The sequence below is a fragment of the Enterobacter sp. 241F3 genome (assembly GCF_034106785.1).
Taxonomy (GTDB): domain Bacteria; phylum Pseudomonadota; class Gammaproteobacteria; order Enterobacterales; family Enterobacteriaceae; genus Enterobacter; species Enterobacter vonholyi.
This window is the reverse complement of the sequence record NZ_JAWNDD010000001.1, coordinates 706,871-730,155: the sequence shown is the minus strand read 5'-3', so window position 1 is coordinate 730,155 and position 23,285 is coordinate 706,871. Positions and strand designations below refer to the sequence as shown.

Genomic DNA, 23,285 nt, shown 5'->3' with positions numbered 1-23,285 from the left:
AGGAGTAAGTCATGGCCTTTTCTCAAGCGGTCAGCGGCCTGAATGCTGCGGCCACCAACCTGGACGTCATTGGCAACAACATCGCCAACTCCGCGACCTATGGTTTTAAATCCGGTTCTGCTTCTTTTGCAGACATGTTTGCCGGTTCCAAAGTGGGTCTGGGCGTTAAAGTTGCAGGCATCACTCAGGACTTTAGCGACGGCACAACCACCAACACCGGCCGTGGCCTGGACGTTGCCATCAGCCAGAACGGGTTCTTCCGTATGGTCGATTCTAACGGTTCTGTGTTCTACAGCCGTAACGGCCAGTTCAAACTGGATGAAAACCGTACGCTGGTTAACATGCAGGGCATGCAGCTGACGGGCTACCCGGCAGCAGGAACGCCTCCAACCGTTCAGACCGGTGCGAATCCTCAGGCGATTACTATCCCGAATACCCTGATGGCGGCGAAATCAACCACCACCGCCACGCAGCAGATCAACCTGAACTCAACCGATCCTGTTCAAACCGCCCCCTTCGATGCGACCAACCCGGATACCTATAACAAAAAAGGTACCGTGACCGTATTCGACAGCCAGGGTAACGCCCATAACATGTACGTCTACTACGTTAAGACGGCCAACAATAAATGGGATCTTTACACTCAGGACGGCAGCGTTGCGGGTTCTGCTGCGACGAAAGCGGCGCAGATGAACTTTGATGCGAACGGTAACCTGGCGGGTGTCTATAACTACGACGCGGCGGGCGTGCTGAGCGCAACGCCAAACGCCACGCCGGCCATTAACATCACCACGGGTTCTGTCAGCGGTGCGACGGCGGCGACCTTCTCCCTGAGTTTCCAGAACTCCATGCAGCAGAACACCGGTGCAAACAGCGTGGTGGCAACCAATCAGAACGGCTATAAGCCGGGCGATCTGGTGAGCTACCAGATCAACGACGATGGCACCGTGGTGGGAAGCTACTCTAACGAACAGTCTCAGGTTCTGGGTCAGATCGTGCTGGCAAACTTCGCCAACAACGAAGGCCTGAAGTCTGAAGGCGACAACGTCTGGTCTGCCACACAGTCTTCCGGCGTGGCGCTGCTGGGTACCGCGGGCACCGGTAACTTCGGCAAGCTGACCAACGGCGCGCTGGAAGCCTCCAACGTGGATATGAGTAAAGAACTGGTGAACATGATCGTCGCGCAGCGTAACTATCAGTCGAACGCGCAGACCATCAAAACCCAGGACCAGATCCTCAACACGCTGGTTAACCTGCGTTAAGCGGCTAACAGGAAAGCGCAATGGATCACGCAATATATACCGCGATGGGCGCGGCAAGTCAGACGCTCAATCAGCAGGCCGTTACCGCCAGCAACCTGGCAAACGCCTCAACGCCGGGCTTTCGCGCCCAGCTTAATGCGCTGCGCGCGGTGCCGGTAGAAGGGCTTTCCCTGCCGACCCGTACGCTGGTGACAGCATCAACTCCTGGCGCCGATATGACGCCAGGGCAGATGGATTACACCTCACGCCCGCTGGACGTTGCCCTGCAGCAGGACGGCTGGCTGGCGGTGCAAACGGCGGACGGCAGCGAAGGCTATACCCGTAATGGCAACATCCAGGTGAGCGCGACGGGCCAGCTGACGATTCAGGGGCATCCGGTGATGGGGGAAGCAGGTCCGCTGACCGTGCCGGAAGGATCTGAGCTCACTATCGCTGCGGACGGCACCATTTCGGCGCTGAATCCGGGCGACCCGGCCAACACCGTTGCGCCCGTCGGACGTCTGAAGCTGGTGAAGGCGGAAGCCAAAGACGTGCAGCGTGGCGACGACGGCATGTTCCGCCTGACCCAGGCGGCTCAGGCGACGCGTGGCGCCACGTTACAGGCCGATCCGAGCATCCGCGTGATGTCCGGCGTTCTGGAAGGCAGTAACGTCAAGCCGGTCGAAGCCATGACCGACATGATCGCCAGCGCCCGTCGTTTTGAAATGCAGATGAAGATCATCAGCAGCGTGGATGAAAACGCGGGCAAGGCTAACCAACTTCTGGCTATGAGTTAACAGGACTCCTTATGATCAGTTCTTTATGGATCGCGAAAACTGGCCTGGACGCCCAGCAAACCAACATGGACGTGATTGCCAACAACCTGGCAAACGTGAGCACCAATGGTTTCAAGCGTCAGCGTGCCGTTTTCGAAGATTTGCTTTATCAAACCATCCGCCAGCCGGGCGCGCAGTCTTCTGAACAGACGACGCTGCCTTCGGGCCTGCAGATCGGTACCGGTGTTCGTCCGGTGGCCACCGAACGTCTGCACAGCCAGGGCAACCTGTCTCAGACCAACAACAGCAAAGACGTGGCAATCAAAGGCCAGGGCTTCTTCCAGGTACAGCTGCCTGACGGGACCTCTGCCTATACCCGCGACGGTTCGTTCCAGGTCGATCAGAACGGCCAGCTGGTGACGGCGGGCGGTTTCCAGGTTCAGCCTGCGATTACCATCCCGGCGAATGCCCTGAGCATCACCATCGGACGTGACGGTGTGGTCAGCGTGACCCAGCAGGGACAGGCCGCGCCGGTTCAGGTCGGGCAGCTCAACCTGACCACCTTCATGAACGATACCGGTCTGGAAAGCATTGGTGAGAACCTCTACACCGAAACGCAATCCTCCGGTACGCCGAATGAGAGCACCCCGGGCCTGAACGGCGCGGGTCTGCTGTACCAGGGTTATGTTGAAACGTCCAACGTGAACGTGGCGGAAGAGCTGGTGAATATGATCCAGGTCCAGCGCGCGTATGAAATTAACAGTAAAGCAGTGTCGACGACCGACCAGATGCTGCAGAAACTGACGCAACTCTAAGGTGTAGCCCGGTGCGGTAAACGCCGCGCCGGCTCCCTGTTTTCGAAGATGAAGGCAATGCAAAAAAACGCGGCGTTTCGTTATCCGATACTGACTGTTCTGGCTGTCACCCTTAGCGGGTGTGCTTTGATCCCGTCTAAACCATTGGTCCAGGGTGCGACGACTGCCCAACCCGTTCCTGGCCCCGCGCCAGTGGTAAACGGCTCCATTTTCCAGACTGCGCAGCCGATTAATTACGGCTATCAGCCGCTGTTTGAAGATCGCCGCCCGCGTAACGTCGGCGATACATTGACCATTGTGCTGCAGGAAAACGTCAGCGCGAGCAAGAGCTCGTCGGCGAACGCCAGCCGCGATGGCAAAACCAATTTTGGCTTCGATACCGTGCCACGCTATCTGCAGGGCCTGTTCGGCAATGCCCGTGCGGATGTTGAGGCCTCCGGCGGCAACACCTTTAACGGTAAAGGCGGCGCGAACGCCAGCAACACCTTCAGCGGCACGCTGACGGTCACGGTTGACCAGGTACTGGTTAACGGCAACCTGCACGTTGTGGGTGAAAAACAGATCGCCATCAACCAGGGCACTGAATTCATTCGCTTCTCGGGCGTGGTTAACCCTCGCACCATCAGCGGCACCAACACCGTTCCATCTACCCAGGTGGCGGATGCGCGCATTGAGTACGTCGGGAACGGCTATATCAATGAAGCGCAAAATATGGGTTGGTTGCAGCGCTTCTTCCTTAATTTATCGCCAATGTAAGCGAGGTGACCCATGTTTAAATCGATCTTCGCCGTGGCGCTCGCGCTGGTGGCAACGTTTGCCCAGGCTGACCGTATTCGCGACCTCACCAGCGTTCAGGGCGTCCGTGAAAACTCCCTGATTGGCTATGGCCTGGTGGTTGGTCTGGATGGTACCGGTGACCAGACCACCCAGACGCCGTTCACTACCCAAAGTCTGAACAACATGCTTTCCCAGCTCGGCATTACCGTGCCGGCGGGAACTAACATGCAGCTGAAAAACGTGGCCGCGGTAATGGTCACCGCGTCCTACCCGGCGTTTGCTCGTCAGGGGCAGACCATTGACGTGGTGGTCTCCTCAATGGGTAACGCCAAAAGCCTGCGCGGCGGTACGCTGCTGATGACCCCGCTGAAAGGCGTCGACAGCCAGGTCTATGCGCTGGCGCAGGGGAACATTCTGGTTGGCGGTGCGGGCGCATCCGCAGGCGGAAGCAGCGTGCAGGTGAACCAGCTTAACGGTGGACGTATCACCAACGGGGCGATCATTGAGCGTGAACTGCCGACCCAGTTTGGCGCGGGCAACACCATCAACCTGCAGCTCAATAATGAAGACTTCACCATGGCGCAGCAAATTGCCGATACCATCAACCGCAGCCGCGGCTACGGTAATGCAACGGCACTCGATGCGCGCACCGTGCAGATCCGTACCTCTACCGGCAGCAGCAACCAGGTGCGCATGCTGGCAGATATCCAGAATATGGAAGTGAACGTTCCGGTTCAGGATGCCAAGGTGATCATCAACTCCCGTACCGGCTCGGTGGTCATGAACCGGGAAGTGTCGCTGGACAGCTGTGCCGTAGCGCAGGGCAACCTCTCCGTAACGGTAAACCGCTCCGCGAACGTGAGCCAGCCGAATACGCCATTTAGTGGCGGTCAGACGGTGGTGACGCCGCAAACGCAGATTGATATGCGTCAGAGCGGCGGGTCGCTGCAGAGCGTTCGCTCCAGTGCCAACCTGAACAGCGTGGTGCGAGCCCTGAACGCCCTGGGTGCAACGCCGATGGATCTGATGTCCATTCTGCAATCCATGCAAAGCGCGGGCTGCCTGCGCGCCAAACTGGAAATCATCTAATGCTGACCGATAGCAAACTGTTGACCAGTGCAGCCTGGGATGCCCAGTCGCTCAACGAACTGAAAACCAAAGCAGGAAAAGACCCGGCGGCGAACATCCGCCCGGTCGCCCGCCAGGTGGAAGGGATGTTTGTACAGATGATGCTGAAAAGCATGCGTGAAACCCTGCCGAAAGACGGGATGTTCAGCAGTGATTCAACGCGTCTCTACACCAGCATGTATGACCAGCAGATTGCGCAGCAGATGACCGCCGGTAAAGGCCTCGGTCTGGCTGACATGATTGTGAAACAGACCGAAGCCGCGCAGGGCATTCAGCCTCAGGAACAGACGCAGCAGGTGCCGATGAAGTTCGACCTGGAAACGGTGACCAGTTATCAGAACCAGGCTCTGACGCAAATGGTGCGTAAAGCGATGCCAAAAGCCACGGGCAGCGGCGATGAGCCGCTCTCCGGTGACAGCAAAGACTTCCTGGCGCAGCTTTCTCTGCCCGCGCGCCTTGCCAGCGAACAGAGCGGCGTGCCGCATCATCTGATTCTGGCGCAGGCCGCGCTGGAGTCGGGCTGGGGCCAGCGCCAGATCCGCAAGGAAAACGGCGAGCCGAGCTTCAACATCTTCGGCGTGAAGGCCACCTCCAGCTGGAAGGGGCCAACAACGGAGATCACGACCACTGAATACGAGAACGGTGCGGCGGTGAAGGTCAAAGCAAAATTCCGCGTCTACAGCTCTTATCTGGAAGCATTGTCCGACTACGTTGGCCTGCTGAGCCGAAATCCGCGTTATACCGCCGTTACGCAGGCGGCGACGGCGGAGCAGGGCGCTCAGGCCTTACAAAACGCGGGCTACGCGACTGACCCGAACTATGCACGCAAGCTCACCAGCATGATCCAGCAGCTGAAATCCATGGGCGAGAAAGTCAGCAAAGCCTATAGCACAGATATTGAAAATCTGTTCTGAAAGTTCTCAAGTCCCGGTGGAGGTTGCCGATAACCTTCATCAGGACTCGTGTCTGAACGTATAAAAGGAACCCCCATGTCCAGTTTGATTAACAGCGCCATGAGTGGCCTCAGTGCTGCGCAGTCGGCACTCAATACCGTCAGTAATAATATTTCAAGCTATAACGTGGCAGGTTACACCCGCCAGACCACGGTGCTGGGCGCATCTAACAGCACGCTGACCGGCGGTGGCTGGGTGGGTAACGGGGTGTATGTCTCCGGTGTCCAGCGTGAGTATGACGCCTTCATCACCAACCAGCTGCGCGCCGCGCAGACGCAGAGCAGCGGTCTGACGACGCGCTATCAGCAGATGTCAAAAATCGACGATGTGCTCTCTGATACCACCAACTCGCTCTCCACCACCCTGCAGGATTTCTTCAAAAGCCTGCAAACGCTGGTGAGCAACGCGGAAGACCCGGCTGCACGTCAGACGGTGCTGGGTAAAGCGGGTGGTCTGGTCAATCAGTTCAAAACCAACGATCAGTATTTGCGTGACCAGGATACGCAGGTCAATACCGCTATTGGGACCAGCGTGTCTCAGATCAACAACTATGCCAAACAGATTGCGAACCTGAACGATCAGATCTCTCGTCTGACCGGCGTCGGCGCGGGCGCATCGCCTAACGATCTGCTCGACCAGCGCGATCAGCTCGTCAATGAGCTGAACAAAATCGTCGGCGTGGAAGTGTCTGTTCAGGATAGCGGTACGTTTAACATCTCTTTCGGCAACGGTTACAGCCTGGTTCAGGGCAGCAAAGCCAACCAGCTGGCTGCCGTGAAGTCGAGTGCAGATCCGGCTCGTACCACCGTGGCCTATGTCGACGACGTAGCGGGTAATGTCGAGATCCCGGAGAAGATGATTACCACCGGTTCTTTGGGCGGTTTACTGACCTTCCGCACGGAAGATCTTGATAAAGCTCGTAACACCCTGAACCAGATGGCGCTGGCCTTTGCAGATTCAATGAACGCGCAGCATGAAGCCGGCTTTGATGCGAACGGTGATGCGGGCGGTAAGCTGTTCAACTTCGGCTCTCCGGCGGTCCTGTCCAGCAGCAAGAACGGCGGTTCGGCGGTTGTTACGGCTTCTGTAGCGGACAGCAAGCAGGTCCAGGCGACAGACTATAAGCTGCAGTTTAACGGCACTGACTGGACGGTTACCCGTACTTCAGACAAAACCAGCTTTACGATGAGCCCGGATGCCAGCGGCAATCTGTCGTTTGATGGCCTTAACGTCAACGTGAGCGGTACGGCAAACACCAAAGACAGCTTTACCGTGAAGCCTGTTTCCAACGTCATCATGAACATGGAACTCGCGATCAGCGACGAGTCCAAGCTGGCGATGGCATCGGTGCAGAACGGCGGAGAGAGTGATAACCGTAACGGCCAAAAACTGCTCGATCTGCAAAATGGCAAAGTAGTGGGTGGAAACAAAACCTTCAACGATGCGTATGCCTCTCTCGTCAGTACCGTCGGTAGCTCAACGGCGTCACTGAAGGTGAGCAGCCAGACGAAAGCCAACGTGGAGACGCAGTTAATCAAGCAGCAGCAGACCATCTCTGGGGTAAACCTCGACGAAGAGTATGGCAATTTGCAGCGTTATCAGCAGTATTACCTGGCGAACGCCCAGGTTCTCCAGACTGCCAGTACGCTCTTCGATGCAATTATCAACATTCGTTAAGGTTGAGGTGAACAATGCGTATTAGCACCCAGATGATGTACGAGCAGAACATGCGTGGGATCACCGATTCCCAGAGCAGATGGCTGAGCTACGGTGAGCAGATGTCCACCGGCAAGCGCGTCAATCGTCCTTCGGACGATCCTATCGCCGCGTCGCAGGCCATCGTTCTGTCACAGTCTCAGTCGCAAAACAGCCAGTTTGCGCTCGCGCGCACCTTTGCAACGCAGAAGGTCTCGCTGGAAGATAACGTGTTAACCCAGGTCAACACCGCGATCTCGAGCGTGCGCGAGAAGCTCGTTTATGCGTCGAACGGCACGTTAAGCGATGACGACCGTCTTTCTCTGGCGACCGATATTCAGGGGATCCGCGATCAGCTTATGAACCTGGCCAACACGACGGATGGTAATGGTCGCTTTATCTTTGCGGGATACAAAACCGAGAGCGCACCGTTTGATGCCGCGACCGGGGATTACAACGGCGGCGCAGAGGCCATCACGCAGCAGGTTGATACGGCGCGAAATATGACCATTAGCCATACCGGCCAGCAAATTTTCGAAAGCATTACCAGTAATGCAGAACAGCTGCCGGGCGGTGGATATGGCCAGACGAACATGTTCAAAATCCTGGATTCTGCGATTGCGTCGCTGAAGACGCCGATTGAAAACGATCCGGCTGCTGCCACGGCGCAAAGCCAGGTGATTGCCAATGCGCAAATCGGCATCAAAAACTCCCAGAACAATGTCCTGACGGTCGTTGCGGATGTGGGAACCAAGATGAACGAGCTGGAAAAACTCGATACGCTGGGTGATGACCGCGCGCTGGGTCAGACCAAGCAGATGAGCGACCTGGTGGATGTTGACTGGAACGAAGCGATTTCCTCTTACACCATGCAGCAGGCGGCCTTGCAGGCGTCTTATAAAGCGTTTAGCGATATGCAGGGCATGTCTCTGTTCCAGCTGAACAAATAACATCTTGACCTCTTGGAACATGTCTTGAAACTGGGCATGTTTTACTGCCCAATCCGCCTGGATTGGGCATTTTTTTTATGCAACTTCTGCTGATGCGGAGGCGACACGCGCGCTTTCAATCAGACGAATTGCCAGTGCAATGACGCCACAGACTGTCGCCAGCGCGACCACACCCGTCCAGCCAGCCAGCGAGTAGATATTGCTGCCTAACGCGGAACCCAGCGCCATCCCGATAAAGACCACCGTAAAGAGCAGGGCGTTGAGACGACCCCGAGCCTGTGGTTCAAGGCTGTATACCAGATTCTGGTGAGCGACCAGGCTTGACTGCAGACCCAGGTCGAACCCGACGGCAGAGATGGCGATCAGAATCAGCTGTCCATGAACGCCCAGCGCGGGCATCAGGAACATCAGGGCAAATGAGACGGTCACCAGAACGGCACCAAGCTGCGTGACTTTTCCTGCACCCAGTTTATCCGCCAGACCTCCTGCCAGCGGGGCAGCTAACGCACCGGCGGCACCTGCAATACCAAAACCACCCGCTACGGCACTGCCCAGGTGATAGTGCTCAAGCAGCATGACCGCAAGCGTAGACCAGAAGGCGCTAAAGGCAATCGACAGAAAGCCCTGAGCCAGCGCCGCACGGCGCAGCGCCGGATAGCGACGCCACAGGTGTTCCATTGAGCGCATCAGCGCGGGGTAGCTCAGCGTGGAGTGAATGGCAAAACGGGGAAGCACAAACCACATCATCACGCCGATGAACGCAATGCTCGCCGCCGCCAGCTGGTACATGACGCGCCAGCCAAACGCTTCACCCACCACGCCGCTCACGGTTCTTGATAATAAGATACCCATCAGCAGCCCGGTCATTACCGTGCCCACGGTTTTCCCCTGTTTACCTTCCGGCGCAAGGATGGCCGCGGCAGGGACGATATCCTGTGCCATGGTGGCGGCCATGCCGATGAGCAGGCTTGCCAGCAGCAGAGAGTGGATCTGCCCGGTCAGGCTACAGCCGAGAAGAAACATCGCCAGCGCCGCACTCTTTATCAGGATTAACGTCCTGCGGTCGTGGCGATCGCCGAGCGGAAGCAGGAACAGGATCCCCAGGGCATATCCCGCCTGGGTGAGCGTCGGGACCATGCCCATTCCTTCGATACTCAGATGAAGGTCTGCGCCCATCAGCGGCAGCAGAGGCTGGGCATAATAGATTGATGCCACGCTGAAACCTGCACCGATCGCCAGCATTAAAATCACCCAGCGGCTCACGGCATGGGCGGCGGTTGTTGTGTTCATAAGAAGTTCCTCATTCGTCGTGTGAGGCTATTTTTTATCAGTACGCCTTGCGACGGTAGCGGGCCCGGTGGTAAAACGCTTATACGTTGAACGTATAAGTGAAAAGGCGATGAAAAGAGCTGAGCGTATAGACAGGGTGGAGCTAATGCGGACGTTTGTTCGCATCGTGGAGGCGGGTTCCCTCTCTGCGGCGGCACGGCAGCTGGCCACCACCCAGGCCACTGTGAGCAGACGGTTACAGTCGCTTGAGACCATGCTGGGCGTACGCCTGATATTGCGCACCACCCACACGACGCGGCTGACGGATGACGGCGAGCGCTGCTATCAGCACGCCCGTCGGGTGATTGACAGCTGGCTGGCGCTGGAAGATGAGGTGGGGCAGACGGAAGATGAGCCGGTAGGCGTGCTGCGGGTGCGCGCTCCCCACGCGTTTGGTCAGGATCAGCTTCTTAAACCCGTAACCGAATTTTTGCAACGTTATCCGCAGCTTTCGATTGAGTGGATGCTCAACGACAGGTCGGCGGATTTCCTCGGCGACAACCTGGACTGTGCTATTCGGGTAGGCGTGGAGGTCGATCCGGCGACCGTGTCCGTGCTGCTGGCGGAGGTGCCGCGCTCGGTGGTGGCTTCACCGGCACTGCTGGCCCGTTTTCCAGCGGTTACCACGCCGGAGGATTTGCAGCAGTTTCCCTGGATAGCCATCAGCTCTTTCTACCAGCGCCACGTGGAGCTTTTTCACGATACTTCGCCCGCCACCGCGCGGATTGCTATTACGCCACGGCTAAGTACCGACAGCCTGTATGTCGCACGTAACACTGCACTCACCGGGCTTGGCGTGGCGGTGGTCTCCAGCTGGACGGTACAGGACGATATTCAGGAAGGGCGGCTGGTGCACTTGCTGCCGGAGTGGCAGCCAGCGGCGCTACCGGTGCATCTGGTTTATCCCTGGTCCCGTTATTATCCGGCACGCTTGCGGCGTTTTCTGGAGTTGATGCGGCAGGTCATGCCGGAGGTGACCGGGATGAGGAAGCCTGTGCAGCAGCCATAAAAAAAGCCGACCCTCAGGTCGGCTTTTTACTTTCAGCGTCGTTTGTCGTTATTCGACAGACTGCGGACGCGTTGCAGGTGCAGTCGCCTGATGCGTTGCACTGTGGCCACCGGCTGCGCCTTTACCTTCGAAGCTGAATGCCGGGCGAACCCAGTCGCTGTGACGCGGTGCTTCAGGCACGTAATCCGGCGCCGGAGCGCGCGTCATTGGTGCTGTCGCCACGTGGGCAGCGGCTGGCGCAGAAACAACCAGCTCTGGTTTCACTTCAGGCGCTTTCGGTTCTTCAACAACCGGTTCAACCTCAATCTCAACGTCCTGAACGATTTCTTCAGCGGTCGTTTCGACGATGGCTTCAGCGGTGTCTTCCACTGCGGCTACAGGTTCAGCTTCTTCAGCGATTTCCTCAGCCACCACGACATCTTCTTCAGCAATAAGCTGCGGTGCGGCATCAACCGGCGCGGCAATCACTTCCGGATGCGTGGTTTCGACTTCAGCTACCTGAGGGGCTGCAGTTTCAACAACCTGAGGTTCCACCACGGTTGCCGCTTCAGTCACGACCTCTTCTACCGCTGCTGCAGGTGCAATAACCTCTTCGGTTACTGGCTGTTCTTCAACAACCTGCTCCGGACGCGCTACCGGGTAGCGGATCCAGACTTTGCCGGAGGCCATTTCTGGTGAAGCACAGGCAATGGTCAGCGGCATTGGCGACTGAGTTGGGTAACGCTCGTCACGATAGCGACGACGGCGCTGGCCGCTGACGCGCAGATGACGTGGGGAACGACGTGAACGGCGCGGCATGCCGGCGTTATCACGGTTTTCACCGTTATCATCCTGCTCAACGTTGTTATCAACGACCGCTGGCAGGTCAACTTTTGCAAGCTGAGTACCGGCTGCGCTCTCGCGGGTTTCAACCGGGACAATTGCTGACTCTTCGGTTGCTTCGGAGGCGAAACGAACTTTCTGAGCAAGCTGGCGCTGCTTACGACGTGGCATTACCTGAGTACGTTCTTCCTGCTCGCCGTCCTGCTGTTCAACAGGATCTTCGCGGTTCAGGTTTTTGACTTCCTGCTGTGCCTGACGCTTCTCGTCGTTACGGCGACGGTTGCGTTCACGGCGCGGCTGCTGGTCGTCACGCTGTTTGCTCTTCTCAGACTCATCGCCCGCCTGCTGGCGAATTTCACGATCTTCAACATTCTGCTGCTGTTTCTCGCGACGGTTGCGACGGTTGTCTTCGCGTTGCTCACGGCCTTCGTTATTCTCAGAGCGGTTGTCACGGTTGTCACGACGCTCGTTGCGGTCATTGCGATCGCTGCGGTCGTTACGATCGCGGCGGTTGTTCTGACGCTTACGGCGGTCCTGCTGACGCTCAGGCTTGGCCGCTTTTGGCTCTTCTTTCGGCTGCTCTGGCTGAACTTCCTCACCGGCAAACATCTTCTTCAGCGCGCCGAAGAAGCGGCTCAGCAGACCAGGCTGCGCCGGCTGGGCTTTCGCTGCCGTTGCTTCAGGTTTCTGCGCCGCAGGTTTGGCCGCCGGTTTTTCTAGGGCTGCTTCAGGCGGTGCTTCAGGCATAATGAAGGTCGCTAACGCAGGCTGCTCAGGCAGCTTGCGCTCGGCTGGCTCTTCATCGGACGGCAGGGCCATCTCTTCTTCATGCAGCTTCGGCAGCAGGTAGCTGAGCGTTGACGTCTCTTCGCCTTTACGGACACGCAGCACGTGATAGTGCGGGGTTTCCATCTGATCGTTTGGCACGATGATGCAGCGAACGCCACCCTGACGCGCTTCAATGGCACTGACCGCAGCACGTTTTTCGTTCAGCAGGTAAGAGGCAATTGGCACAGGGACAATCGCGTGAACCTCTTTGGTATTCTCTTTCAGCGCTTCTTCTTCAATCAGACGCAGAATCGAGAGGGACAGCGATTCGTTATCACGCACGGTACCGGTGCCGGAGCAGCGTGGGCAGACGTGATGGCTGGACTCACCCAGCGACGGGCTCAGACGCTGACGGGACATCTCCAGCAGGCCAAAGCGTGAGATATGGCTAATCTGGATACGCGCCCTGTCCTGACGCACCGCTTCGCGCAGACGGTTTTCAACCGCACGCTGGTGGCGAACAGGGGTCATGTCGATGAAGTCGATAACAATCAGACCACCCAGGTCGCGCAGGCGGAGCTGGCGGGCGATTTCATCAGCGGCTTCAAGGTTGGTGTTGAAGGCGGTCTCTTCGATATCGCCACCGCGCGTTGCGCGAGCGGAGTTGATGTCGATAGCGGTCAGCGCTTCAGTGGTATCGATAACGATAGAACCGCCGGATGGCAGGCGCACTTCACGCTGGAAGGCGGATTCAATCTGGGATTCGATCTGATAGTGGCTGAACAGCGGTATTTCACCGGTGTACAGTTTAATTTTGCTGGTGAAATCCGGACGACCCAGCGCGGCAATGTGCTGGCGCGCCAGCTCAAGTACTTTCGGGTTATCGATCAGAATTTCACCGATGTCCTGACGCAGGTAGTCACGGAAGGCACGCACGATAACGTTGCTTTCCTGGTGGATCAGGAACGGAGCAGGGCGGCTTTCCGCTGCTTTCTGGATGGCTTCCCAGTGCTTCAGACGGAAGCTCAGGTCCCACTGCAGCGCTTCGGCGGATTTGCCAACGCCTGCGGTACGCACGATAAGCCCCATGCCATCAGGCAGCTCGAGGCTTGCCAGCGCTTCTTTCAGCTCGGTACGGTCATCACCTTCGATACGGCGAGAGATGCCACCCGCACGCGGGTTGTTTGGCATCAGAACCAGATAGCTCCCTGCCAGGCTGATAAAGGTTGTTAGTGCGGCACCTTTGTTGCCACGCTCTTCTTTATCAATCTGAACGATAACTTCCTGACCTTCACGCAGCACATCTTTGATGTTTGGGCGGCCATGGGCGTTGTAGTTTGCAGGGAAATATTCGCGGGCAATTTCTTTCAGAGGGAGGAAACCATGACGCTCAGCACCGTAATCGACAAATGCAGCTTCAAGGCTTGGTTCAATGCGGGTGATTTTACCTTTGTAAATGTTCGCTTTTTTCTGTTCGTGTCCAGGACTTTCGATATCCAGATCGTACAGGCGCTGCCCATCCACAAGGGCGACACGCAACTCTTCTTGCTGAGTTGCGTTGATTAACATTCTTTTCATCGTAACTTACTCGTTATTCTTACATTGACGACAAAGCTGCGGGCAAGGTGACGCTTTCCGGGGTATGAACCGATGGCCTCGTGTCTGTTCACGTCGCCAACCTCACGGTTGTCGCTCGCTTAAGAGGCGCAGAGTGTCGGTTGCCTGTATTTCATACGGAAACACAGCGCAATTATCAGGGGAATTGCCTGGGTAGAACTCTCCAGAGAACAATCCTTATACCGGGAAGTACTGCAACCCGCAGCCCGCTAACTGCCTGAAAGATCAATACGTCTTACGCCATTGCTGCGTGGATGATCGGTCAGACAAAATTGGTCATTCCGTCAACATCCTTACTTAACCAGGATTTAACACGGAAAACAGCCTCATTATTCCACTGCTCGCCGGGTTATAGCAAGATGACTTTTACCAATTATCACCCGGTTACTCACAGTTTCTTCACTTCAGAATGGCGATTGGTTTAATAACCACCAAATCGGTTGCGCGAAACGGGTAGCAGGCCGGATAAAAGTAAATATAAGCATAGAAAAATGAGTGGCGCTAATGGCTGGCGATATTTAGAATCGCCAACCATGAAAACAGAGACTCCAGCCGTAAAAATGGTTGCCATCGCCGAAGATGAAGCGGGGCAGCGTATCGATAACTTTTTGCGCACCCAGCTAAAAGGGGTGCCAAAGAGCATGATTTACCGCATTCTGCGTAAGGGCGAGGTGCGGGTTAACAAAAAACGCGTGAAGCCCGAGTACAAACTCGAAGCCGGTGACGAAGTGCGTATTCCACCGGTGCGCGTGGCAGAGCGTGAAGAAGAGACCGTATCACCGAAGCTACAGAAAGTGGCGGCCCTGAGTGATGTGATCCTTTATGAAGACGACCACATTCTGGTGCTGAACAAACCGTCAGGGACGGCTGTTCATGGCGGTAGCGGTCTGAGCTTCGGGGTGATTGAAGGGCTGCGTGCCCTGCGCCCGGAAGCGCGCTTCCTTGAACTGGTGCATCGTCTTGACCGCGACACCTCTGGCGTTCTGCTGGTGGCGAAAAAGCGTTCCGCGCTGCGTTCTCTGCATGAACAGCTGCGTGAAAAAGGGATGCAGAAAGACTATCTGGCGCTGGTGCGCGGCCAGTGGCAGTCCCATGTTAAAGTGGTGCAGGCGCCGCTGCTGAAAAATATTCTGCAAAGCGGTGAGCGTATTGTCCGCGTGAGCCAGGAAGGGAAACCGTCTGAGACGCGCTTTAAGGTTGAAGAGCGGTATGAGTTTGCCACGCTGGTGCGCTGCAGTCCGGTGACCGGCCGGACCCACCAGATCCGCGTGCATACGCAGTTTGCAGGGCATCCCATCGCGTTTGATGACCGCTATGGCGACCGCGAGTTTGATAAGCAGCTGGCGGGAACGGGGCTGTCGCGTCTGTTCCTGCATGCGGCAGCGCTGAAGTTTACCCATCCGAATACCGGTGAAGTGATCCGTATTGAAGCGCCGCTGGATGAGCAGCTGAAACGCTGTCTTAAGGTTTTGCGCGGCTGATTTTGCCTTCCTCCCTCTCCCTGTGGGAGAGGGGCGGGTGAGGGCATCAGGCCGCAACGTCCCAGTCACATCGTCAGCGGATTACACTCTTCTCGTCTTAACATCTGACACAGGGCAATTAGCGGTAACCCCACCAGGGTGTTGGGATCCCGACCGTCCAGCTTGTCGAAAAGTGCAATCCCCAATCCTTCACTTTTAAAGCTCCCCGCGCAGTTCAGCGGTCGCTCACGGCGCACATAATCCATAATCTCCTGCTCGCTGAGATGGCGGAAGTGCACGTCGAACGGTTCGCATTCAGTTTGCAGATGACCGGAAGCGGAGTTGTAAAGCGCCAGGCCGGTATAAAAGGTCACGATACTGCCTCGTGCACGCAGAAGCTGCTGGCAGGCGTTCTCCTCCGTATGGGGCTTGCCGGTGATTTCGCCGTCCAGTACGCAAACCTGATCGGAGCCTATAATCAAATGTGCGGGGTAACGTGCTGCCAGCGACTGCGCTTTCTCTTTAGCGAGACGCGTCACCAGATGACGCGGTGATTCACCCGGCTGTGGCGTCTCATCAATCTCTGGCGCGGCGCATTCAAACGGGATCCCGAGCTTTTCCAGCAGCATTCGGCGATAGGGAGACGTGGAAGCAAGGACGAGATTTGGCATATTTTTATCACCAGATATAGCGTATCGATGCCAGCCATTTTAAACTACAGGCCGCAATGTGTGCGAATAATTGGCAAAAGGCAGCTCTGGTTGCCTTTTTCTTTGACTCTATGACGTTACAAAGTTAATATGCGCGCCCTATGCAAAAGGTAAAATTACCCCTGACTCTTGATCCGGTTCGTACGGCTCAAAAACGCCTCGATTATGAAGGTATCTATACTTCCGATCAGGCTGAGCGTATTGCCGAATCCGTAGTCAGTGTGGACAGTGATGTAGAATGCTCCATGTCGTTCGCTATCGACAACCAGCGTCTCGCCGTTTTAACCGGTGATGCGAAGGTAACGGTAACGCTCGAATGTCAGCGTTGCGGGAAACCGTTTGTACAGCATGTTCACACAACGTATTGTTTCAGTCCGGTCCGTTCTGACGAACAGGCTGAAGCACTCCCGGAAGCGTATGAGCCGATTGAGGTTAACGAATTCGGTGAAATCGATCTTCTGGCTCTGGTTGAAGATGAAATCATCCTCACCTTGCCAGTAGTTCCGGTGCATGATTCTGAACACTGTGAAGTGTCCGAGGCGGACATGGTCTTTGGGGAACTGCCTGATGAAGCGCAAAAACCAAACCCATTTGCCGTATTAGCCAGCTTAAAGCGTAAGTAATTGAGGAGTAAGGTCCATGGCCGTACAACAGAATAAACCAACCCGTTCCAAACGTGGCATGCGTCGTTCCCATGACGCGCTGACCGCAGTTACCAGCCTGTCTGTAGACAAGACTTCTGGTGAGAAACACCTGCGTCACCACATCACCGCTGACGGTTTCTACCGCGGCCGCAAGGTTATCACTAAGTAATCACGCGCAAGCGTGATTAGGCTTAGTGAGGATTTCCCCGTGTAAACGGGGAATTTACCGAACCAGGCTGCGACGATACCTTGACACGTCTAACCCTGGCGTTAGATGTCATGGGGGGAGATTTTGGCCCTTCCGTGACAGTGCCTGCAGCATTGCAGGCACTGAATTCTAATTCGCAACTCACACTTCTTTTAGTCGGCAATCCCGACGCAATCACGCCATTACTCGCAAAAGCTGACTTTGAACAACGTTCGCGTCTGCAGATTATTCCTGCGCAGTCAGTTATTGCCAGTGATGCCCGACCCTCGCAGGCTATTCGCAACAGTCGTGGCAGCTCTATGCGGATAGCGCTGGAGTTGGTGAAAGAAGGGCGAGCCCAGGCTTGCGTTAGCGCGGGAAATACCGGCGCGCTGATGGGGCTGTCGAAATTACTGCTCAAACCTATAGAAGGTATTGAGCGCCCGGCGCTGGTGACGGTATTACCGCATCAGCAGAAGGGCAAGACGGTGGTGCTCGATTTAGGCGCTAACGTCGACTGCGATAGTACTATGCTGGCTCAGTTTGCCGTGATGGGATCGGTGCTGGCAGAAGAAGTTGTCGGGATCAACACTCCCCGTGTTGCGTTACTGAACATTGGTGAAGAAGAGACCAAAGGCCTGGACAGCATTCGCGAAGCGGCTGAATTGCTCAAACAGGTTCCCTCCATCAACTATATTGGTTATCTCGAAGCCAATGAGTTGTTGACGGGGAAAACGGATGTTCTGGTGTGCGATGGCTTCACCGGAAACGTCACGTTGAAGACCATGGAAGGGGTCGTGCGCATGTTTCTTTCTCTGCTGAAATCTCAGGGAGAGGGCAAAAAAAGCGCCTGGTGGCTCATTTTATTGAAGCGTTGGCTACAAAAGAGCCTGACGCGGCGATTCAGTCACCTCAACCCCGACCAGTATAATGGCGCCTGTCTGTTAGGATTGCGCGGCATCGTGATTAAGAGTCATGGCGCCGCCAATCAGCGAGCATTTGCTGTCGCGATTGAACAGGCAGTGCAGGCGGTGCAGCGACAAGTCCCTCAACGGATTGCCGCTCGCCTGGAATCTGTATTAGCTAAAAGTGACTGAGCGTACATGTATACGAAGATTTTAGGTACCGGCAGCTACCTGCCAAAACAAGTGCGTACCAACGCCGATCTGGAAAAAATGGTAGATACGTCTGACGAGTGGATTGTCACGCGCACAGGTATCCGTGAACGTCGTATTGCCGCGCCAGACGAAACCGTGTCGACCATGGGTTACGAAGCCGCACAGCGTGCTATCGAAATGGCGGGCATTGATAAAGAACAGATTGGTTTGATCGTGGTCGCCACGACGTCTGCCACGCATGCATTCCCAAGTGCAGCGTGCCAGGTGCAAAACATGCTCGGCATTAAAGGCTGTCCGGCGTTTGACGTCGCTGCAGCGTGCGCAGGCTTCACCTATGCGCTGAGCGTTGCCGATCAGTACGTGAAATCCGGTGCCGTTAAATATGCGCTGGTGATCGGTGCTGACGTGCTGGCGCGCACCTGCGATCCAACCGATCGCGGAACGATCATTATTTTTGGTGATGGCGCAGGCGCGGTGCTGCTGGGGCAGTCCGAAGAGCCGGGTATCATCTCTACGCATCTGCATGCTGATGGCAGCTACGGCGAGCTGTTGACTCTGCCTAACGCCGATCGCGTTAATCCGGACAACTCGATTTACCTGACCATGGCAGGGAACGAGGTGTTCAAGGTGGCGGTGACTGAGCTAGCACACATCGTTGATGAAACGCTGGAAGCGAATAACCTTGAGCGTTCCTCTCTCGACTGGCTGGTGCCGCATCAGGCGAACCTGCGCATCATCAGCGCGACCGCGAAAAAGCTGGGCATGTCGATGGATAACGTTGTTGTGACCCTTGATCGTCACGGCAACACTTCTGCGGCGTCGGTACCGTGCGCATTTGATGAAGCGGTACGCGATGGACGAATCAAACGGGGCCAGCTGGTCTTGCTTGAAGCCTTCGGTGGCGGGTTCACCTGGGGTTCCGCGCTGGTTCGTTTCTAGGATAAGGAATAAAAAATGACGCAATTTGCTTTTGTGTTCCCGGGCCAGGGCTCTCAAACCGTTGGGATGTTGTCTGAAATGGCAGCAAACTACCCGGTCATTGAAGAGACTTTCCGTGAAGCTTCTGATGCACTGGGTTATGATTTATGGGCACTGACCCAGCAGGGGCCGGCCGAAGAGCTGAACAAAACCTGGCAGACCCAGCCAGCGCTGCTGACCGCATCTGTTGCGCTGTGGCGCGTCTGGCAGCAGCAGGGCGGTAAAGCGCCAGCGCTGCTCGCAGGCCATAGCCTGGGTGAATACTCTGCGCTGGTGTGCGCCGGCGTGATCGCATTTGCTGACGCGGTACGTCTGGTGGAACTGCGTGGTAAATTCATGCAGGAAGCGGTGCCGGAAGGCACGGGCGGCATGTCTGCCATTATCGGTCTGGATGATGCTGCAATTGCAAAAGCGTGTGAAGAATCTGCTGAAGGCCAGATTGTCTCGCCGGTGAACTTCAACTCGCCGGGTCAGGTGGTTATCGCAGGTCATAAAGAAGCGGTTGAACGCGCGGGTGCGGCCTGTAAAGCAGCGGGCGCTAAGCGTGCCCTGCCGCTGCCTGTCAGCGTGCCGTCTCACTGCGCGCTGATGAAGCCTGCTGCCGAGAAACTGGCGGTTGAGCTGGAAAAAATTACCTTTAACGCACCGACGATTTCTGTCGTGAACAACGTCGATGTGAAATGCGAAACCGCGCCGGAAGCTATCCGTGACGCACTGGTTCGCCAGCTCTATAGCCCGGTACAGTGGACCAAAACCGTTGAGTTTATGGCCGCACAGGGCGTTGAGCATCTGTATGAAGTCGGCCCAGGTAAAGTCCTCACCGGTCTGACAAAACGTATTGTTGACACCCTGACAGCCTCGGCGATTAACGAGCCGGAAGCGATGTCAGCGGCACTCTCGCAATAAAAGAGGAATACCATGAGTTTTGAAGGAAAAATCGCCCTGGTCACTGGCGCAAGCCGCGGTATCGGGCGTGCAATTGCTGAAACACTGGTTGCGCGCGGCGCGAAGGTGATTGGTACAGCAACCAGCGAGAATGGCGCTCAGGCCATCAGCGAGTATCTGGGTGCAAACGGTAAAGGTCTGGTACTGAATGTGACTGAACCTGCATCTATCGAATCTGTTCTGGAAAATATTCGCGCAGAGTTTGGCGAAGTGGATATTCTGGTAAACAATGCCGGGATCACTCGCGATAACCTGTTAATGCGAATGAAAGACGACGAGTGGAACGATATCATCGAAACCAACCTGTCATCTGTATTCCGTCTGTCAAAAGCGGTAATGCGCGCTATGATGAAAAAGCGTCATGGTCGTATTATCACTGTCGGTTCTGTGGTAGGTACCATGGGAAATGCTGGTCAGGCTAACTACGCTGCGGCGAAAGCAGGTCTGATTGGTTTCAGTAAGTCGCTGGCGCGTGAAGTTGCGTCCCGCGGTATTACGGTAAACGTTGTTGCTCCGGGCTTTATTGAAACGGACATGACGCGTGCGCTGACTGATGAGCAGCGTGCGGGTACGCTGGCGGCAGTTCCGGCGGGTCGTCTTGGCGACCCTAAAGAAATCGCCAGTGCGGTTGCATTTTTAGCCTCTGACGAAGCGGGTTACATCACTGGTGAGACCCTCCACGTCAACGGCGGGATGTATATGGTTTAACCACGATAAAAAAATTTGCGTTATTTGGGTAAAAGGCCTCAAAATAACGTAAAATCGTGGTAAGAACTGCCGGGATTTAGTTGCAAATTTTTCAACATTTTATACACTACGAAAACCATCGCGAAAGCGAGTTTTGATAGGAAATTTAAGAGTATGAGCACTATCGAAGAACGCGTTAAGAAAATTATCGGCGAACAGCTGGGCGTTAAGCAGGAAGAAGTTGTGAACTCCGCTTCCTTCGTTGAAGACCTGGGCGCAGATTCTCTTGACACCGTTGAGCTGGTAATGGCTCTGGAAGAAGAGTTTGATACTGAGATTCCGGACGAAGAAGCTGAGAAGATCACCACCGTTCAGGCTGCCATTGATTACATCAACGGTCACCAGGCGTAAGTGAACATCTCCAGGCGGTCATTCGACCGCCTGAGTTTTATCTTTTTTAGTCCCACGAATCTCTTTTTTTATCCCTCCCTGGAGGACAAACGTGTCTAAGCGTCGTGTAGTTGTGACCGGACTTGGCATGTTGTCTCCTGTCGGCAATACCGTAGAGTCCACCTGGAAAGCTCTCCTTGCCGGTCAGAGCGGCATCAGCCTAATCGACCATTTCGATACTAGCGCCTATGCAACGAAATTTGCTGGCTTAGTAAAGGATTTTAACTGTGAAGAGATCATCTCGCGCAAAGAACAGCGCAAGATGGATGCCTTCATTCAATATGGAATTGTCGCTGGCGTTCAGGCCATGCAGGATTCTGGCCTTGAGATTACGGAAGAGAACGCAACCCGTATCGGCGCCGCTATCGGCTCCGGGATTGGCGGCCTTGGCCTGATCGAGGAAAACCATACATCTCTGATGAATGGCGGCCCGCGTAAGATCAGCCCGTTCTTCGTTCCGTCCACGATTGTTAATATGGTGGCAGGTCACCTGACCATCATGTTCGGCCTGCGTGGGCCAAGCATTTCTATCGCGACCGCCTGTACGTCTGGCGTACATAACATCGGCCAGGCCGCGCGCATTATTGCGTACGGCGATGCAGATGCTATGGTTGCCGGCGGTGCTGAAAAAGCCAGTACCCCGCTGGGTGTTGGCGGTTTCGGCGCAGCCCGTGCGCTGTCTACCCGTAATGATAACCCGCAGGCGGCAAGCCGTCCGTGGGATAAAGACCGTGACGGCTTCGTGCTGGGCGACGGGGCGGGCATGATCGTACTGGAAGAGTACGAACACGCGAAAAAACGCGGTGCGAAAATTTATGCTGAAGTCGTTGGCTTTGGTATGAGCAGCGATGCGTACCACATGACGTCTCCTCCGGAGAACGGTGCAGGTGCTGCGCTGGCGATGGAAAACGCAATCCGTGATGCGGGTATTACCCCGGCTCAGATTGGCTATGTTAACGCGCACGGCACGTCTACTCCTGCAGGCGATAAAGCTGAAGCTCAGGCGGTTAAATCTATCTTCGGCGAGTCTGCCAGCCGCGTACTGGTGAGCTCCACGAAGTCCATGACCGGTCACCTGCTGGGCGCGGCGGGTGCAGTAGAGTCAATCTACTCCATCCTTGCGCTGCGCGATCAGGCTGTTCCGCCAACCATCAACCTGGATAACCCGGATGAAGGTTGCGATCTGGACTTCGTTCCTCACGAAGCGCGTCAGGTTAGCGGTATGGAGTACACCCTGTGTAACTCCTTCGGCTTCGGCGGCACCAACGGTTCTCTGATCTTCAAAAAGATCTGATCCTGACGTCCCGATAGCTTTTAAAAAGGTCCGCTTGCCGGGCCTTTTTTATTAAGGCTAATCTTCTTGTCGGCTGCATGACATCCTGCCAGACTAAACGCCCACGCATAAGGAGCCACCATGTTTTTAATCAATGGCCTTGAGCAGGACACGCTGCCTGCCAGCGACAGGGCGATACAGTTCGGTGATGGTTGCTTTACGACGGCGCGCATTCTGGATGGCGATGTCTGCCTGCTGGAGGCGCATATTCGACGCCTGCAGCATGGCTGTGAAAAGCTAATGACCCCTTTTACGCACTGGGACATGCTGCGTCAGGAAATGTGCCAGCTGGCTACGGGGAAGGACAGCGGGGTACTCAAAGTCATTATCAGCCGCGGCAGTGGTGGCCGGGGTTATAGCGCTGCATCGTGTCTCAACCCAACGCGAATCCTCTCCGTATCAGCTTATCCCGCGCATTACTCTCACTGGCGAGAAGACGGCGTCACGCTGACGCTGAGCCCGGTGCGACTGGGACGAAACCCGATGCTGGCCGGGCTTAAGCATCTCAATCGCCTGGAGCAGGTGCTCATTCGTACTCATCTTGAACAGACGGACGCCAATGAGGCGCTGGTTCTTGACAGCGAAGGGTTCATTACGGAATGCTGTGCGGCTAATTTATTCTGGCGGCAGGGGGGAGAGGTGTTCACTCCGTCGCTGGAACACGCTGGCGTAAATGGGTTAATGCGTCAGTTTTGTCTGGAACAGCTGGCACGCTCTGACTTTCGCGTTGTCGAAGTTAGTGCAGGAGAAACCGCGCTAAAGGCCGCAGATGAAGTCATCATCTGCAACGCGCTGATGCCTGTTGTACCCGTCCGTGCGTATGGTCAACAACGCTGGTCCTCGCGCGAGCTGTTTCAGTTTTTAGCCCCGATATGTGAGCAAATCAGATAGTC

22 protein-coding genes are annotated in these 23,285 nt (G+C 55.9%); 19 read left to right on the top strand and 3 right to left on the bottom strand.

Features of this window, described 5'->3' with window-relative positions:
* Positions 1–11: 11 nt before the first annotated feature.
* The 8 genes from flgE (at position 12) to flgL (ending at position 8,335) form a co-directional block, all read left to right on the top strand.
* A complete protein-coding gene (flgE, locus tag UR504_RS03420) occupies positions 12–1,262 on the top strand; it encodes a flagellar hook protein FlgE (RefSeq protein WP_302234726.1) in 1,251 nt (416 codons plus the stop codon).
* Positions 1,263–1,282: 20 nt separating this feature from the next.
* Positions 1,283–2,038 (top strand): flagellar basal body rod protein FlgF, encoded by a 756-nt coding sequence (locus tag UR504_RS03415; protein WP_033145205.1) that lies wholly within the window; start codon positions 1,283–1,285, stop codon positions 2,036–2,038.
* A gap of 11 nt (positions 2,039–2,049) precedes the next feature.
* The gene (gene flgG / locus UR504_RS03410) at positions 2,050–2,832 is read left to right on the top strand and encodes a flagellar basal-body rod protein FlgG (protein WP_008500810.1); all 783 of its coding nucleotides are present in this window, start codon (positions 2,050–2,052) and stop codon (positions 2,830–2,832) included.
* A gap of 57 nt (positions 2,833–2,889) precedes the next feature.
* Positions 2,890–3,588 carry a flagellar basal body L-ring protein FlgH gene (gene flgH, locus UR504_RS03405; RefSeq protein WP_023311139.1) on the top strand — a complete coding sequence of 233 codons (699 nt, stop codon included), beginning with the start codon at positions 2,890–2,892 and terminating at the stop codon, positions 3,586–3,588.
* 12 nt (positions 3,589–3,600) lie between these two features.
* Positions 3,601–4,698, top strand: a complete 1,098-nt coding sequence (locus UR504_RS03400) for a flagellar basal body P-ring protein FlgI (protein WP_302234727.1) — start codon at positions 3,601–3,603, stop codon at positions 4,696–4,698.
* Positions 4,698–5,651 (top strand): flagellar assembly peptidoglycan hydrolase FlgJ, encoded by a 954-nt coding sequence (gene flgJ / locus UR504_RS03395; protein WP_111965535.1) that lies wholly within the window; start codon positions 4,698–4,700, stop codon positions 5,649–5,651. Before UR504_RS03400 ends, flgJ begins: the two co-directional genes overlap by 1 nt.
* A 75-nt stretch (positions 5,652–5,726) precedes the next feature.
* Complete coding sequence (gene flgK, locus UR504_RS03390) at positions 5,727–7,367, top strand: flagellar hook-associated protein FlgK (protein WP_302234728.1); 1,641 nt, start codon at positions 5,727–5,729, stop codon at positions 7,365–7,367.
* A gap of 14 nt (positions 7,368–7,381) precedes the next feature.
* Entirely contained in the window at positions 7,382–8,335 is a 954-nt protein-coding gene (gene flgL / locus UR504_RS03385) for a flagellar hook-associated protein FlgL (protein WP_033145208.1), read from the top strand.
* 75 nt (positions 8,336–8,410) lie between these two features.
* Here the strand turns inward: flgL and UR504_RS03380 are convergent, their stop codons facing one another.
* A complete protein-coding gene (locus tag UR504_RS03380; protein WP_302234729.1) occupies positions 8,411–9,625 on the bottom strand; it encodes an MFS transporter in 1,215 nt (404 codons plus the stop codon).
* Positions 9,626–9,770: 145 nt separating this feature from the next.
* Here UR504_RS03380 and UR504_RS03375 point away from each other — a divergent pair, with 145 nt between their 5' ends.
* Positions 9,771–10,673 (top strand): LysR family transcriptional regulator, encoded by a 903-nt coding sequence (locus tag UR504_RS03375; protein WP_414464870.1) that lies wholly within the window; start codon positions 9,771–9,773, stop codon positions 10,671–10,673.
* A 48-nt stretch (positions 10,674–10,721) separates the two neighbouring features.
* On the opposite strand, the gene rne is transcribed toward UR504_RS03375, so the two are convergent.
* Entirely contained in the window at positions 10,722–13,841 is a 3,120-nt protein-coding gene (gene rne / locus UR504_RS03370) for a ribonuclease E (protein ID WP_302234731.1), read from the bottom strand.
* Positions 13,842–14,413: 572 nt separating this feature from the next.
* Between rne and rluC the strand changes: the two genes are divergently transcribed.
* Entirely contained in the window at positions 14,414–15,361 is a 948-nt protein-coding gene (rluC, locus tag UR504_RS03365) for a 23S rRNA pseudouridine(955/2504/2580) synthase RluC (protein WP_021240761.1), read from the top strand.
* 65 nt (positions 15,362–15,426) lie between these two features.
* Here rluC and UR504_RS03360 read toward each other — a convergent pair whose 3' ends face one another.
* Positions 15,427–16,011 (bottom strand): Maf family protein, encoded by a 585-nt coding sequence (locus UR504_RS03360; RefSeq protein ID WP_302234732.1) that lies wholly within the window; start codon positions 16,009–16,011, stop codon positions 15,427–15,429.
* A 140-nt stretch (positions 16,012–16,151) separates the two neighbouring features.
* Between UR504_RS03360 and yceD the strand changes: the two genes are divergently transcribed.
* The 9 genes from yceD (at position 16,152) to pabC (ending at position 23,283) form a co-directional block, all read left to right on the top strand.
* Positions 16,152–16,673: a 23S rRNA accumulation protein YceD gene (gene yceD / locus UR504_RS03355; RefSeq protein ID WP_014883375.1), complete on the top strand. Its 522-nt coding sequence runs from the start codon at positions 16,152–16,154 to the stop codon at positions 16,671–16,673.
* Positions 16,674–16,689: 16 nt separating this feature from the next.
* On the top strand, positions 16,690–16,863 hold the full coding sequence (gene rpmF / locus UR504_RS03350) for a 50S ribosomal protein L32 (RefSeq protein WP_003857964.1): 174 nt from the start codon (positions 16,690–16,692) through the stop codon (positions 16,861–16,863).
* An 80-nt stretch (positions 16,864–16,943) separates the two neighbouring features.
* A complete protein-coding gene (gene plsX / locus UR504_RS03345; RefSeq protein WP_060568787.1) occupies positions 16,944–17,978 on the top strand; it encodes a phosphate acyltransferase PlsX in 1,035 nt (344 codons plus the stop codon).
* Positions 17,979–17,984: 6 nt separating this feature from the next.
* Positions 17,985–18,938, top strand: a complete 954-nt coding sequence (locus tag UR504_RS03340; RefSeq protein ID WP_115874729.1) for a beta-ketoacyl-ACP synthase III — start codon at positions 17,985–17,987, stop codon at positions 18,936–18,938.
* A gap of 15 nt (positions 18,939–18,953) precedes the next feature.
* A complete protein-coding gene (fabD, locus tag UR504_RS03335; protein ID WP_302234733.1) occupies positions 18,954–19,883 on the top strand; it encodes an ACP S-malonyltransferase in 930 nt (309 codons plus the stop codon).
* Between the two features lie 12 nt (positions 19,884–19,895).
* The gene (fabG, locus tag UR504_RS03330) at positions 19,896–20,630 is read left to right on the top strand and encodes a 3-oxoacyl-ACP reductase FabG (RefSeq protein WP_008500795.1); all 735 of its coding nucleotides are present in this window, start codon (positions 19,896–19,898) and stop codon (positions 20,628–20,630) included.
* A 153-nt stretch (positions 20,631–20,783) separates the two neighbouring features.
* Positions 20,784–21,020 carry an acyl carrier protein gene (acpP, locus tag UR504_RS03325; protein WP_003857954.1) on the top strand — a complete coding sequence of 79 codons (237 nt, stop codon included), beginning with the start codon at positions 20,784–20,786 and terminating at the stop codon, positions 21,018–21,020.
* A gap of 91 nt (positions 21,021–21,111) precedes the next feature.
* Positions 21,112–22,353, top strand: a complete 1,242-nt coding sequence (gene fabF, locus UR504_RS03320; RefSeq protein WP_032639670.1) for a beta-ketoacyl-ACP synthase II — start codon at positions 21,112–21,114, stop codon at positions 22,351–22,353.
* A gap of 120 nt (positions 22,354–22,473) precedes the next feature.
* Positions 22,474–23,283 carry an aminodeoxychorismate lyase gene (gene pabC / locus UR504_RS03315; protein ID WP_302234734.1) on the top strand — a complete coding sequence of 270 codons (810 nt, stop codon included), beginning with the start codon at positions 22,474–22,476 and terminating at the stop codon, positions 23,281–23,283.
* Positions 23,284–23,285: the final 2 nt, after the last annotated feature.